This is a genomic window from Bacillus sp. AFS037270, from assembly GCF_002585305.1.
Genome location: NZ_NUNF01000037.1, coordinates 1 through 14,286, shown reverse-complemented (window position 1 = coordinate 14,286; position 14,286 = coordinate 1). Strand labels below are relative to the sequence as shown.

12 protein-coding genes are annotated in these 14,286 nt (G+C 40.4%); 3 read left to right on the top strand and 9 right to left on the bottom strand.

Annotated features, from left to right (window positions below; genetic code table 11):
- Positions 1-6: 6 nt before the first annotated feature.
- From COD92_RS18200 to COD92_RS18180, 5 genes are all read right to left on the bottom strand, one after another.
- Positions 7-984, bottom strand: a complete 978-nt coding sequence (locus COD92_RS18200; RefSeq protein WP_098527191.1) for an ROK family protein — start codon at positions 982-984, stop codon at positions 7-9.
- Positions 985-1,019: 35 nt separating this feature from the next.
- The gene (locus COD92_RS18195; protein ID WP_255286490.1) at positions 1,020-1,781 is read right to left on the bottom strand and encodes a carbohydrate ABC transporter permease; all 762 of its coding nucleotides are present in this window, start codon (positions 1,779-1,781) and stop codon (positions 1,020-1,022) included.
- Between the two features lie 71 nt (positions 1,782-1,852).
- Entirely contained in the window at positions 1,853-2,800 is a 948-nt protein-coding gene (locus COD92_RS18190) for a carbohydrate ABC transporter permease (protein ID WP_480254357.1), read from the bottom strand.
- Between the two features lie 72 nt (positions 2,801-2,872).
- A complete protein-coding gene (locus tag COD92_RS18185) occupies positions 2,873-4,138 on the bottom strand; it encodes an ABC transporter substrate-binding protein (RefSeq protein ID WP_098527188.1) in 1,266 nt (421 codons plus the stop codon).
- Between the two features lie 174 nt (positions 4,139-4,312).
- Positions 4,313-5,518, bottom strand: coding sequence for an ROK family transcriptional regulator (locus COD92_RS18180; RefSeq protein ID WP_098527187.1), 1,206 nt, complete (start codon positions 5,516-5,518; stop codon positions 4,313-4,315).
- A 429-nt stretch (positions 5,519-5,947) separates the two neighbouring features.
- Between COD92_RS18180 and COD92_RS18175 the strand changes: the two genes are divergently transcribed.
- Positions 5,948-6,388: a hypothetical protein gene (locus tag COD92_RS18175; protein ID WP_306418525.1), complete on the top strand. Its 441-nt coding sequence runs from the start codon at positions 5,948-5,950 to the stop codon at positions 6,386-6,388.
- A gap of 251 nt (positions 6,389-6,639) precedes the next feature.
- Here COD92_RS18175 and galU read toward each other — a convergent pair whose 3' ends face one another.
- From galU to COD92_RS18155, 4 genes are all read right to left on the bottom strand, one after another.
- Complete coding sequence (galU, locus tag COD92_RS18170; RefSeq protein ID WP_098527185.1) at positions 6,640-7,569, bottom strand: UTP--glucose-1-phosphate uridylyltransferase GalU; 930 nt, start codon at positions 7,567-7,569, stop codon at positions 6,640-6,642.
- Complete coding sequence (locus COD92_RS18165) at positions 7,566-7,970, bottom strand: GtrA family protein (RefSeq protein ID WP_098527184.1); 405 nt, start codon at positions 7,968-7,970, stop codon at positions 7,566-7,568. The genes galU and COD92_RS18165 overlap by 4 nt, the downstream gene beginning before the upstream one ends.
- A complete protein-coding gene (locus COD92_RS18160) occupies positions 7,967-8,929 on the bottom strand; it encodes a glycosyltransferase family 2 protein (protein ID WP_098527183.1) in 963 nt (320 codons plus the stop codon). Before COD92_RS18160 ends, COD92_RS18165 begins: the two co-directional genes overlap by 4 nt.
- A gap of 269 nt (positions 8,930-9,198) precedes the next feature.
- A complete protein-coding gene (locus COD92_RS18155; protein WP_176541019.1) occupies positions 9,199-11,484 on the bottom strand; it encodes an ArnT family glycosyltransferase in 2,286 nt (761 codons plus the stop codon).
- 437 nt (positions 11,485-11,921) lie between these two features.
- Between COD92_RS18155 and COD92_RS18150 the strand changes: the two genes are divergently transcribed.
- Together COD92_RS18150 and COD92_RS18145 are read left to right on the top strand one after the other, a co-directional pair.
- A complete protein-coding gene (locus COD92_RS18150; protein ID WP_098527181.1) occupies positions 11,922-12,605 on the top strand; it encodes a response regulator transcription factor in 684 nt (227 codons plus the stop codon).
- Positions 12,605-14,101 (top strand): sensor histidine kinase, encoded by a 1,497-nt coding sequence (locus tag COD92_RS18145; protein ID WP_098527180.1) that lies wholly within the window; start codon positions 12,605-12,607, stop codon positions 14,099-14,101. Before COD92_RS18150 ends, COD92_RS18145 begins: the two co-directional genes overlap by 1 nt.
- Positions 14,102-14,286: the final 185 nt, after the last annotated feature.

The window sequence follows — 14,286 nt, the reverse complement described above, 5'->3', positions numbered from 1 at the left end:
ACAAATCTAATTAGGCAGCGCCGCTAGTTCATCGACCTTGCAAAAAAACAAACCGGTTGCCCCCACTACACATGCGTAGCGGCCAAGACTTGCTTTCTCGATTTTTACCTGTTCAACCATACTTTGAATGCCATGCTTATGCACGGTACTTCGGATCGATGGGAGGATTAATTCTGATTCGTTCATCACACCCCCGCCCAAAATCACCGCTTCTGTATTAAAAAGATGGATCAGATTAATAATTCCTAACCCAAGATATTCCCCAACTTCCTCAAGTAATCCAATCGAAAAGGAATCGCCCATTTTGGCTGCCGTACAAATATCTACGGCGGTTAACTTATCAATTGTAGCGGAAAAGTAAGGATTGACTTCGCCAGTTTCAAGCCGTTCCCGGGCAATTGCGGCAATCGCAGTTCCTGATGCGTAGTTCTCTAAACATCCTTTATTGCCACAACGACAATGGGGGCCATTCAAATTAATAGAGATGTGCCCAAATTCTCCGGCGCTATCATGACTTCCTGTTAAAAGACTATCGTTGCTGATGATTCCTGCCCCAATCCCAGTACTGACAGTTATGTAGATGAGATTGTGTTTTCCTTTTCCACCACCCCACAGCCATTCACCTACTGCTGCCGCATTGGCATCGTTATAAAGCTGAACAGGAAGACCAAACTTCTTTTCTAGCACTCTCCCAATTGGAAAATTCTCCAAATTTAGATTGCTTGCATAAAGAATCTCTTTCTTTTTTGAATCGATCACCCCGGCTGTAGCGATGCCAATTCCTTTAATTCGATTCATCTTGATGTCTTCTTTTTCTAGGAGGGATTCAATCGCAAAGTTAATTTGATCAGTGAAATTTGCCCTTCCTCCCATTGTGTCGTACTGGATTTTTGAAACGACTTCTCCTTTCTCAGAAACTAGTGCGGAAAGGATTTTCGTCCCTCCAATATCTAAACCGATGGCAAATTCTTCCGTTTCTTTCACATATGCCCCTCCTTGCTATTATTCGAAACAATCATCTACTTCCGGACACCGCTTAACGAAATACCGGCAATCAGGTGTTTCTGTAAAAAGATAAACATAACAATCATCGGAATTGTAGATAACAGGGCTCCTGCCATAAGCAATGGATAATTCGTGGAATACTGGCCTTGGAAGGAAGCAATCCCAATAGACAGGACTCTCATATTCTCAGAGTTTGTCATAATTAACGGCCACAGAAAATCGTTCCATGATGCAAGGGCTGTAAAAATACCGAGAGCAATCAGGGCAGGTGTAGCATTCGGCAGCAGCACCCTCCAATAAATGCCCCACCAGGAACACCCATCGATAATCGCTGCCTCATCTAATTCTTTCGGGATCCCCATAAAGAATTGTCGAAGCAAGAAGACTCCAAATGCACTGAAGATTCCAGGAACGATTAAGGCATAAAACGTATCAATCCATCCCAGCTTCGTCATAATCGCGTAGTTCGGGATTAAAATGACTTGTGGTGGAACCATCAAAACAGACAGAATCACAATGAAAATGACATTTTTAAATGGAAATTTCATGCGTGCGAAGGCGAATGCCGCCATAGAACATAGAAATAACTGGGCAAGAGTCCGGCCAACGGTTACGATCATGGTGTTAATGTAGTAGTTTAGGAAATCAACGTCTTGGAAAACCTTTACGAAATTATCAAAATGCCATTCCTTCGGGATAATCGATGGCGGTACCTGCATGGACTCACCGTAGGATTTCAAGGATGTCGAAATCATCCACAAAAATGGCATGATCATAATCGCGGCACCAATGATCAGCAAAATATGACTAAAAAGCTTCTTTTCTTTCAATTCTTTGCACCCCCTTACTAGGAATCATAATGAACCCATTTCTTTTGGTAGATGAATTGGATGATCGTAATGGCTAAAATGGCTAAAAATAACAGAAAAGCCTGGGCCGAGGCAATTCCCATTTGTGAGTATTTGAATCCAGATTCATAGACTCCAAATACAATGGTTCGGAGTGGATCCAATAACGCATTGTTGTCGCCAATCATGACAAAGATCAAATCAAACATCTGCAGGGAACTAATCATAGAAGTGATAAATACAAAAAACAGGGTAGGCGTAATCAAAGGCAATGTAATGTTTAAGAATTGTCTGAACTTCGAAGCACCGTCAATCTGGGCTGCTTCATAGTAGGACTTTGAAACTCCCTGAAGTCCTGCAAGCAATAGAATGACATTATTGCCGATCGTCATCCATACATAGACAAGAATGACTGAAAACAAGGCAATTTTTGGGTCGAATAGCCATGATGGCTGAGGTAGATGGAATACACCTAAAAGATAATTAATTAGGCCGTAATCCGTGTTATAAAGCCATTTCCAAACCATACCCACTGCGACTGGCATGGTAACAACCGGTAAAAAGTACAAGGTCCTGTAAAGCACCATTCCCTTGATCTTTTGGTTCAGCATAAGGGACACAAGGGTGGCAATCACTACGGATAAAGGGACCGACACAAGGGTAAAGACGATCGTATTGATGATGGACCTCTGAAAGGTTGGATCCACAAATAAAGTCCGAATATTTTCAAATCCTACAAATACCGGTGCTGTAAAGCCATCCCAGCTTGCAAACGATAAGACAAAGGATGCAACGGCAGGCAGCATATAAAAGATAAGAAGTCCTAAAAAAGTAGGAGCAATGAACAACAGAGCGTAAATAGCTTCCTTATTTAACCTTTTCTTTTTTTGCTTTACAGCAACAATTTGGGTTTTGTTCTTTTCAATAGTCGAAGAAAAGTTGGTCAACATCATCTCTCCTTTCAATAGTCAAACAGACTACCACACAGTCTGTTTAACTATTCATTTAGGCAATCTGGTTTACTTCGAATTCTCTTTGGCAAGAATGTCATTCATCTTTTTCGCAATCGTATCCAATGCTTCATCGATCGGCTTTTGTCCCAAAAAGGCGCTTTGAATTTCTTTCGTCTCTACATCCTGCCACTCAGCAGTATTTTTGGAGACTGGATATGGAACCCCGTATTCCTGAGCATCAAGGAATACTTTTAAATTTAAGGAAGGAATGGACTTAAGCCAAATATCACTGATACTTTTATCAGCAGGAATCGAGAATCCTGTTTCAGCAATCACTTTTTCCCCTTCTTCACCAGATAAGGCTTTGATTAAATCCCAAGCAACTTTATCATTTTGGGTTTTTGCATTCATCGCCCAGCCAATTCCGTGAACAATGGAAGCCTTTTGTTTGCCTTTAGGAAGTGGAGCGACCCCTAATTTATCACCGAGTACACCTTGAAATTCGCCTGCACTGACTGAAATCGCAGGAATCATGGCCACTTTTCCGGATAGGAACAGCTGCTTTCCTTCTGTCTCCATAACCGTTTTCGCTGAAGGCGAGATTCCCTTGTCAATTAACTTCTTGATAAAATGAAAGGCCTCTTTCGATTCTGGAGAATCAAATCCTGACTTCTTTTTATCCTCGCTGATAACGTATCCTCCTGCCTGGTGCATAAGGTCGTAATAAACGGATTGGCTTTGCTTGATATCAGCGGAAAACCCATAAATACCCTTTTCTTTATTCGTTAGCTTCTGGCCAACCTTTTCAATATCATCCCAGGTCCAGTTTTCATCTGGGTATGGAACACCTGCATCATCGAAAAGCTTTTTGTTGTAATATAGTCCGACAGAGTCGATAAAATAAGGAGCAGCAAAAAGCTTGCCTTGATAAGTATATAAATCCACAACAGCTGGGAAATATTTATCCTTTTTATACTCACTATCATTTTTAATAAAAGGTTCCAAATCCTTGATAAATCCAGAGGAAGTATATTGATAGAAGTTCGGTCCATTCATCCAGAAAACATCCGGACCTTTTCCGCCTCCGATACTTGTTTTCAGTTTGGTCCAATAATCTTCCCAAGGTGTATAGGTGACATTGACCTTGATATCAGGATGTTGTTTCTTAAATGCCTCGATTGATTTATCTACTGCAGGACTAACATTTTTATCCCATAAAGCAACTTCAATCGTCTTCTTTTCTTTCCCGCTGCTCTGCTGTGTGGAGCAGGCAGACATAGCAACAACGGCAATGATTAACAATAGGTGAACCAGAAACCTCATCTTTTTCATTTTTCTCCCCCTCGTATCATTTGGTCCTTATGAAACTATTAAAGATTGTAAAACCTAGAAGTCTATAAAAATTGTTAGCGTTTTCATGTTGTCGTGTAGCTACATAAGGGACCTATGTAGCAAGTTTTTTTATATCTTGCATCACCTCCTAAAATGCAGCCTACATATAGGCGATTAAATGGTAAATTGATATTTTTCTTGTAATATGACAGCTGCTGCTCCGAGCATTTCAAAATCGGCCCCAAGGGAGGTTGGTTGAATATTGACCTCTTCTCTCAGAATCGGGATGACTTGCTTGGATACATAGTTTTTGAGCAAGTTCACAAATAAATCATTTTCCTGGACGATTTCACCGCTTAGAATAATGACTTCTGGGTTTAGCAAGTGAATGGTATTAATAATACCTGAAGATAGATGAGACACGATTTCGTCCATAATTTGAAGACATAAAGAGTCTCCCTCATTTAATGCTCGTACAAATATCTCTGGCGTAATCCGATTCAGATCCTCTCCGACCAGATCCTTAATGATGGTTTCCTTCCCCCGGCTCATCAGGGCTGTCACAATTTTGGAGTAAATGGCCGGCCAATTCACATAATTCTCTAAACATCCTTCATTTCCGCATTCGCATTTCAGGCCTCCCTTTACAATCGTGGTATGACCAAGCTCTCCTGAACTGCCTTTATATCCACGGATAATTTTTCCATTCACCATGATTCCCGATCCGACGCCATCACCAATCGTGATATAAACCAAATCTTTATACTGACCGAAGGAGCCAAAGTAATTTTCTGCCAATACAAAGGCATTGGTATCATTGTCTAAATAGGTCGGCAGACCAAATTGTTGTTCAACCATTTCCTTTAAAGGAACATCGTAGAGTTTTAGTTTGGTATTGTAGGAGACAATTCCCTTTCCCGCATCCACAATTCCTGGTGTGATGATGGAGACTCCTTCACACCCCTCGAGATTTTCCTTTGACTGGAGAAAGTGTTCAATAATTTGTAAGGTCAGGCTAATGATTTCTTCCCCTTGTTGATAATTGGTAGAATGGATTTCCTTTCGTAAAATGCTGCCTTCCAAATTCATCTCAGAAATTTTAATAAACGAATTCGAAATCGACACGCCAATGACATATCTGGTATTGGGATCGAACCGAAGTAATACCGGCTTCCTTCCTCCATTGGAAGTACCAATCCCATCTTCACGCACAACCCCTTCATGAATAAGTTCGTTCACTGCAGAAGTTACTGTGGTTGGACTTATGTTAATTAACTTTGCGATGTCACTTCTCGAAATAGGTCCATGTTTTCGAATCGTGTCCAGAATGATTGACCTATTCAGTTCTTGCATGAGTTTTAAATCGCCGGTTCTGCGCATCTTCTACACCTCTGACTCTCCCAGAATTTCTTTTTCCAGTGTCTTTATAAAGTTTTTAAAAATTTTTGTAAAATTTACGCTCATATTCGCTAAATTTATGAAAAGTTTGGTAAGGATTCTTTTTCCAGTGTCTTTATTAAGTATAATAAACGGCATTTCATAAATTGTAAACACTTACATTTCTGAAAATATTAAATATTTAAAAAAATAGGTAAAAAATCATATACTGCAAAATCATTCCATAGTCCTGCCTATAAAAGATATAGTGGATTCAGATAGAAAATCTTTTAAATAAATTACAGGTAAACCTTTTTTAGTTATTTAAGTTATTCAGCTCATACGCGCTAGAAAAAAGTATAAAGGAAAATAGTAGGATTTACTTTTCACTATCATTTCTGAAAAATAAAAAGGAGAAGATTTTGAAAGGCCGTGATCGATAAGATGCTTTATATAAGAGATATTGAAAAAATAATTGAAAATACATTGCAAGAACACAAATTAACTGTTGATTATGAATTTAACAATAACCTACCCGCACCTATGAGTTTTAACGTATCAAATACTACGATTAAGTTTAACTATTTACAGATTAATGGATACATAGCTAATATTAACTTTAAGATCAAAGAGACAGATGAAGACTGTGTAAAACTTATTCTCTATCATCAGCTCGGATATTATTTAGCTTTTAAGAACAACAAACATGATTTAAGGGTTTTAAAGTATTTCGGGGATGAAAAAAAAGCACAGCTTCTAGCCAAAATAGAATCCAATGCCTGGGATTTTGGCAGAACCTTGGTACCAGAAAAATTAGTAAATTCCTATGATAAAGTCCGTGAATTAGATAAAATGCTACAAAAAAACTATTAAATAAATGTAAAAAATGAAAAAAGTAATGGGGGTCAGACTCCCATTACTTTTAAATTTAAAACACTTATTGTTTAAGTTAATATCATATGGTTTTATTAAGGTGCCCTTATTAAGTAGCGTATCTGGGTAGGCGTCAGATACCAAACTACTCTGCCTCCTTGAAGCGCCAATATTTCATTATGATCTGAAACAGCTTGACTAAAATCACCCGCTTTCCCCTTCCTTTTAGTGAAAGTAGTAAAAAAACCCCTTCAGCTTGATGCTGAAGAGATTTTTTTATTCAATCCAGTCCCATAAACAGAGTTTCGGTTCCGTTCATTTTCTACTAATTCTTCTAGATAAGAGAGCAGGCTATCATTTAAGTCTTCTCGCTGTAGAGCTACTTCAATCATAGCTTTTATATACCCTGTCTTATCCCCTATATCGTAACGTTTTCCTAAAAGCTCTAAGGCAACCAGTCTTTCCTTTTGACATAAGAGACGCAGTGCATCTGTTAATTGCAGTTCATTTCCGACGCCAAATTCAATGGTTTTCAAATACGAGAAAATCGACGGATTCAGGATGTACCGTCCCATGACAGCCAGGTCCGATGGAGCATTAGGAATCTTGGGCTTTTCTATTAAATCTTTTACTGAATGAACCTGACCAAATTTGCTGCTCGGGTCAATAATTCCATATTTTGATACATCCTCCATGGCCACTTTTTTCACACCAATCACGGATTGTTTTGTCCGATGATACGTATCGATCATTTTTTTTAAAGCAGGTTTTTCTGAAATCATAATATCATCACCAAGCAGTACCGCAAATGGCTCATCTCCTATAAACTGTTCCGCACATAAAACGGCATGACCAAGTCCTAATGGTTCTTTTTGACGTATATAGTGGATATTGGCCATGGAAGAAATCTGCTGTACTTCTTTTAGTACATCATATTTCTGCTTTTCTTCTAACATAAGTTCTAACTCAACCGATTTATCAAAATGATCTTCAATCGATTTTTTATTGCGTCCGGTTATAAAAATAATGCTTTCAATCCCAGATTCCACTGCCTCTTCCACAATATACTGGACCGCCGGTTTATCGACAATCGGCAGCATTTCTTTTGGTTGTGCCTTTGTTGCCGGCAAAAAACGAGTGCCTAGTCCTCCGACTGGAATCACTGCTTTTTTAATATTCATAGAGTTGTCCTTCTTTCCTTTAATTTTGTAAATACGAATGTTTTGGCTCCCATATAATTGATTCCAACGCTGATCCCTGTGACTAATAACTTACTAATTATTAATGAAATACCCAGCCATTTATAAAACATAGTTAATAAAAATGTAGTAATCACCAACGTAAGCAGATTCACACCTATAAAAGTAAAGAATTCACGCTTACTTCCTTTTCCTTTTAGTTCAAAAGTCCATTTCCGATTCATCATATAGCTGTTTAGAACCCCTGCACTGTACGAAATACATTGAGCCGCGAGGTAGTTTAAGTTGAACTTCGTCAAGAGTGCATAGATGATAAAATCAATCAAGGTGTTGACTACCCCCACAAGGGCAAATTTGATCAATGACAGCCATTTCTTGATCATCTGTACATCAGTTTCTTTTCGGACTTTTTCTGATAGACTTCTTGAACGATATAGAGAGGACGATGTTTCGATTCGTCATAAATTCGCCCAATATATTCACCTACGATTCCAAGAATAAACAAAATAATCCCATTAAAAAGCAACTGAATCACAATAAGAGATGACCATCCTGTAATGGTTGCATTGGTAAATATCTTCAAGTATAGGACGATGAACAAATAGAAAAATCCGATTACCGATAACGTCACGCCAGCAACGCTTGCTAATTTTAATGGTTTATAGGAAAAGGACGTAATGCCATCCATCGACAATTTCAGCATCTTTTTGAGTGGGTATTTGGACTCGCCAGCTAAGCGCTCATCCCGTTCATACTCAACCGCAATTTGTTTAAACCCAACCCAGCTCACTAACCCCCGGACGAAACGATTTTTTTCTTGAAGGTTATTCATCTGATCACACACTCTGCGATCTAATAAGCGAAAATCTCCTGTATCAAGCGGAATATCAATATCCGTCATTGAACGTAAAAAGCGGTAAAACAGCTTAGCGGTATATTTTTTAAAGACCGTCTCCCCTTTCCGTTTCGTTCGCTTGGCATAGACCACATCGTAACCTTGCTTCCATTTTTCAATCATCTCCAAGATAAGCTCGGGCGGGTCCTGCAGGTCAGCGTCAATGACGACCACTGCCTTCCCTCTTGAATAATCCATACCTGCTGTGATCGCAATTTGATGACCGAAGTTCCGTGAAAAGTCTAGTAAAATAACGAATGGGTCTTTTTCGCTGAAGGTTTTGATTATTTCAGCTGTTTGATCGTGGCTGCCATCGTTCACAAAGAGAAGCTCGTAAGATTCTCCCGTTGAACTCATGACTTCGGTTAATCGACGGTAGGTTTCATGAATCACGGCTTCTTCGTTGTAAACCGGTACTACAATCGAGTATTGAATCGATTGACTCATTTGGTATCACTCCTTTTAATAAACATCTCATTGATTATGCATTCAGTATGAACCTGCAACCTGAAATCAGATTGAAGAAAAGCTGAATGTTTCCTGAAAATCATTAAGTTTAATTATGTTACGATATGGAACATGATGAGAGAACTGGACAAAAAAAGAAGGATTGAGCCCTGTTTTTACAAAGCTCAATCCTTGATTGCCTGTTTAGGGTGGTACACCAATCACCAAGGGGTGTTTCTAATCCTCTGTTGCAGAGAATTAGTTTAATATTAAGATTTTGGCTGGGTCAAATCATAGACAGTGACTCCATCCACTGTTTTTGACTTGAAATTGTTCTGAACCCAATTCGTGATCTCTGAATTAGAGCCTCCCATTGGACCGCCTGGGAAGTTACCAGCGGTAGTGCTTCCGTTTGTTTCTTCATTGGTGATGCCATTTGAAGAATTGGCATTATTCGTGTTGTTGCTGCCCATAGCCCCACGATTCATTCCACCACTAATATAATAATGGATTTTCCCGTCACTTACGTATTTCTTAAACTGGGCAAGGGTTGGAGATGGATCACTTCCAGTAAAGCCGCCGATGTCCATAATGGGTTCACCTGTCGCAAGTTGGTAAGGAGCAGAAGATTGTGAACCAACTGTCGCCGCAACCCAAGTGTATTTCGAGGCATTCTGTTTCAGCAATTTCACGATATTCTCGCCTGGTGTGGCGTTATCATCAAAACCTCCAACACCACCCTGTTTAGTTCCGCTGGAATCAATAGAACCTGCAGATTCCCCTGTGGACGAGTTGGATGAATTGGTCCCAGGAGGCATTTGACCACCAAAGCCAGGGTTTCCGGATTGTCCTGTGGACGAATTACTTGAATTGGCGCCAGGTGGCATTTGACCACCAAAGCCAGAATTTTCAGATTGTACTGTGGACGAATTACTTGAATTGGTACCAGGAGGCATTTGCCCGTCTCCAGGATTACCAGGAAAACCGTTACCACCTGTTGATGGACCTGCAGTAGGCATCGAACCGGTATGTGGTGTGGCAATGGTTTGGATTGTAAAGGCAAACGGACCAGTCAAACAGGCAATCAAGCCTGCTGCAGCTGCACCCATCATTATGCGTTTGCCAAGCTTAGGTAGAATCACCATGGCAATGGCTGCTAAAGCACCAAGGATCAGGATGGTCGTACGGAGCCACGGGTTCCATGTTGGTGTACGATTGAGTAATACAAAAGACCAAACGGCCGTCAATCCAATTGCCGCCGCTAAACCTAAACGGGCAGCCAATTGATCTTTTCTAGACCAAAGAACTTCCACAGAAATGCCGATGATGGCACCGATGGCTGGAGCTAGTGCAGCCGTATAGTACGGGTGAATCGTCCCTTGTCCAAAGCTAAAGACAACACCAGTGACGAAGAACGTACCACCCCACAATAGTAAAGCCGGAATCGTACGATCTTTTCTCCAGTTACGGCGTACAAGCCAAATGGCAAAAATCATTAGAATAAGTGCAGCAGGAATCAGCCATGAAATCTGGCCTCCCATTTCTGAGTTAAAAAGACGTCCCAAACCAGTGGTGCCGCCAAAATTCGCTCCCATGCCGCCACCAGTTGGTCCCATAGTTGCAGCTTGGCTAGCCGCGTCGCTGCTAGAGGTTCCAACAGCCGCATTTTGGCTGCTCATACCGAACTCATTTCCAGTAAGACGACCCAAACCGTTGTAACCGAAGATTAAATCTAAAATACTGTTATTCTGCGAACTGCCGATAAAGGGGCGTTTCGAGGCTGGAATAAGCTCTACAATCGCAACCCACCAGCCTGCCGATACCACAACGGTAATCGCACTAACCACGATTTGCAGCAAACGTCGGCGTACGGATACGGTTGCGAAAATTAGATAGACGAATACAAATACTGGAATTACAAAGAAGGCTGCCAACATCTTGGTCAAAAAGCCAAAGCCAATCAGAGCAGAGGCCAACACGAGCCACTTTGTCTTTCCTTCCTCCAGTGCCCTCGTAAATGCGTAGGCACTTGCCGTAAGCAACAAAATCAAGAGTGCATCAGGATTATTGAAACGAAACATAAGAACAGCGACCGGTGTCAGGGCAAGCACTGCCCCAGCAATCAGTGCTGCACCGGCGCTAAACCAGCGGCGAATGGTCAGGTAAAGGATCCATACGCAAGCTACACCCATCAGTGCCTCCGGAACAAGCATGCTCCATGAATTCAGGCCGAATATCCGAGCAGATAACTCCATGACCCACAAGGAGGCAGGCGGCTTATCCACTGTGATAAAGTTTGATGCATCAATGGAACCGAAGAAAAATGCCTTCCAACTCTTCGTCCCCGCCTGAACCGCGGCGCTGTAAAAGGAATTGGCCCAGCCTGATTGTCCGAGGCCCCATATATACGCTACTGCTGTCAACACCAATAAGATCCATAGAGCAGGCCTTTCCCATGGCGGATCTCCCGGCCGGCCTGTAAAAAAGTAAGCAAATTTACCTTTTCTTGTCTGTAATGTCTCTGAAGTTTGTGTTTTTAATTTTTCCATATTCATTTTCCTTTCGTCCTGCAGCCTTTCATCATCCGCAATGAATTTTTGGTTATTTCGTTCATGTCTGTATTGTGCACCTTCAAACTGAATTGTGCTTGAAGGAAAGCTGAATGTTTCCTGAAAATCAATCAAATTTAAAAATGTTTGGTCAAGGATCATAAAAAAACTATTAAGAGAAGCCTTAATAGTCTTTTTCGTTCCTTTATTTTGTTTGAATTAGAAGTTGCAGCAAAATAATTCCACCTATTGAAATCCACTTTGACTATTCTCTCTTTAATGAAGGAAAGATTTCAGCAGACTTGCTGAGCCGTAGTATAATAGGTATTTACTTAATAAGTGACAACATTTTATTTCCATTAAGCTGATACTCAGACTTTATTCAGGTAATTTTCAGCTAAATAGACGAAAATAGATTTATTAGTTTTTCTGGAGGTATAAACATGAATACAAAAGACGGGATAAAAATCTTACTAGTCGATGACGAACCACATATATTGCAATTTTTAGAGATGGGTCTAACAAGTGAAGGATATGAGGTGAAAACGGCTTTAGATGGATTAACCGCAATTAATGCAGCAAAGGAATTTGAACCGCACATCGCGATATTGGATGTGATGATGCCAGGGATGGATGGTTTTGAAGTATGCAGAATGATAAAGAAAAGCGGAGCGCAAACTTCAATCATTATGCTTACAGCAAAAGATGAAGTCCAAGACCGTGTCAAAGGGTTAACGATCGGAGCGGATGATTATGTCATCAAGCCATTTAGTTTTGAAGAATTACTGGCCCGAATTCAAGCCCGCTTGCGCAATCAATTCCCGAATCTTTTCAATGAAGTCACATATGGCCCTTTTAAACTAGACGACCGCAGAAAAGAGTTCATATATAATGGAAGAATATTGGAACTATCTCCAACTGAATACGAGCTACTCAAATTTTTGGTCATGAACCACGGAATTGTAATGAGCAAAGCCATGATACTAGATCGGGTTTGGGGGTATGATTTCCTAGGGGAAGAGAACATTGTCGAAGTGTACATCCGTTCACTAAGAGATAAGTTAGCCGATAAGGAGCATCACGTTATTCGTACCATAAGAGGTTCTGGTTACAGGGTGGATTTCTGATGAAGAATTGGAAAGTAAAAAATTTATTCTTCCCCCGCTCCTTACGCTATCAACTTCTCGCACGAACATTAGTCATTTTGGCCTTTATTTTACTGACGATTGGGTTAACTCAGTACTTTGTAATGAAAGATTTTCTGTATCAAAATGAGGCAGAAACACTAAGTGCAAGGCTGATGCCTTTGCCAAAAGACATTGGTTTTGGGGATTCACCCATTGACAATCAAAATCCTGATGAGATCAAAGGAGATACCCCAGCACAGCCGAATAATAGGTTTTTCTTTTTGCAAGATATATCGCTTGCGCTTTTCGATCAAAACGGCAATTATCAAGACCTTTTAGAAAATAGCAGCATCCAGGCTCCAAAACTTTCTACAAAAGAATATCAAACACTCGTGGAGAATTTTATCTATCATAAGGATATTCAATATCGAATCGAATCGAATTCAAAGGGAATTGAGCAATTAATTGTATTTAAGCCAGTGGGAGACTTTCCCGGTCAAATCTCCGGAATCCTGCAGCTCGGAACAAATACAGCTCCGCTCAAACACATCCTTCTTCAGCAATTATTGATTTTTTCCATCCTTTCTGCTTTGGCTTTAGCCGGAGGCCTCGGAATTTACCTGCGAGTACTTAAGAAAACGCTTGTCCCATTATCTAAAATGGTGAGGGCGGTGAAGAAAACCAATGCCGGCAACTTAGAAGATCGCCTTCCAGTTGACCAAGGACAGGAAGAAATCGACCATTTAGCCGTTTCGTTTAATGATATGTTAGGGCGATTAGAAATATCCTTCGAGCATGAAAGAGAAACAAAGGAACAAATGAGACGTTTTATTGCAGATGCTTCGCATGAACTGCGAACACCGCTGACATCGATTAACGGTTTTCTTGAAGTATTATTAAGGGGAGCTGCCAGTCGTCCTGAACAGCTGTACAAAGCATTAAACAGCATGCATAGTGAATCAAAGCGGATCATAAAATTGGTCGAGGACTTATTATTACTTACTAAGCTAGACCGTGCCCCTGAATTGCAGGCTTCAGAGACCAATCTTTCGAAGTTAATCGTAGAAATGGAACCTCAGCTAAAGGTTCTGGCCGGAGATCGCGCTATTCATTTTAACATTGCTGAAGACGTTATTGGCTTATATGAGCCCGATAAATTGAAACAAGTTATTCTAAATTTATTTAACAATGCTGTTCAACATACGGATCCGTTATCGGGATTCATAAAGCTTTCCCTTTCAGTATCTGATCGATTTGCCAAACTTTCCGTTCAGGACAATGGCTCTGGAATCTCCGAAGAGAATCTGCCTTTGATTTTCGACCGTTTTTATCGTACCGATGTTTCCCGTGCAAGACGGACTGGAGGAGCAGGACTAGGGTTATCGATCACCCAATCCATTGTAGAAGCACATGGAGGAAAAATTGAAGTCGAGAGTCAACTGGGAACCGGGACCGTCTTTCATGTCTATTTACCGTGCCTTGTGCTTTTAGACTAACCAGGTGAAAATTCAACAAATACAGGATTAATAGAAAGAAACTTAGCGATGCTTCTATAAGCATCGCTAAGTTTCTTTACTTACCTTCGTGTGAATGTTGATTAGGTTTTGTTCTTTGTTTTAATATTCATAAACTTGTGGATTTGTCTTCTACTTACTTATAAAAATGGGTAGATCGCATTAGC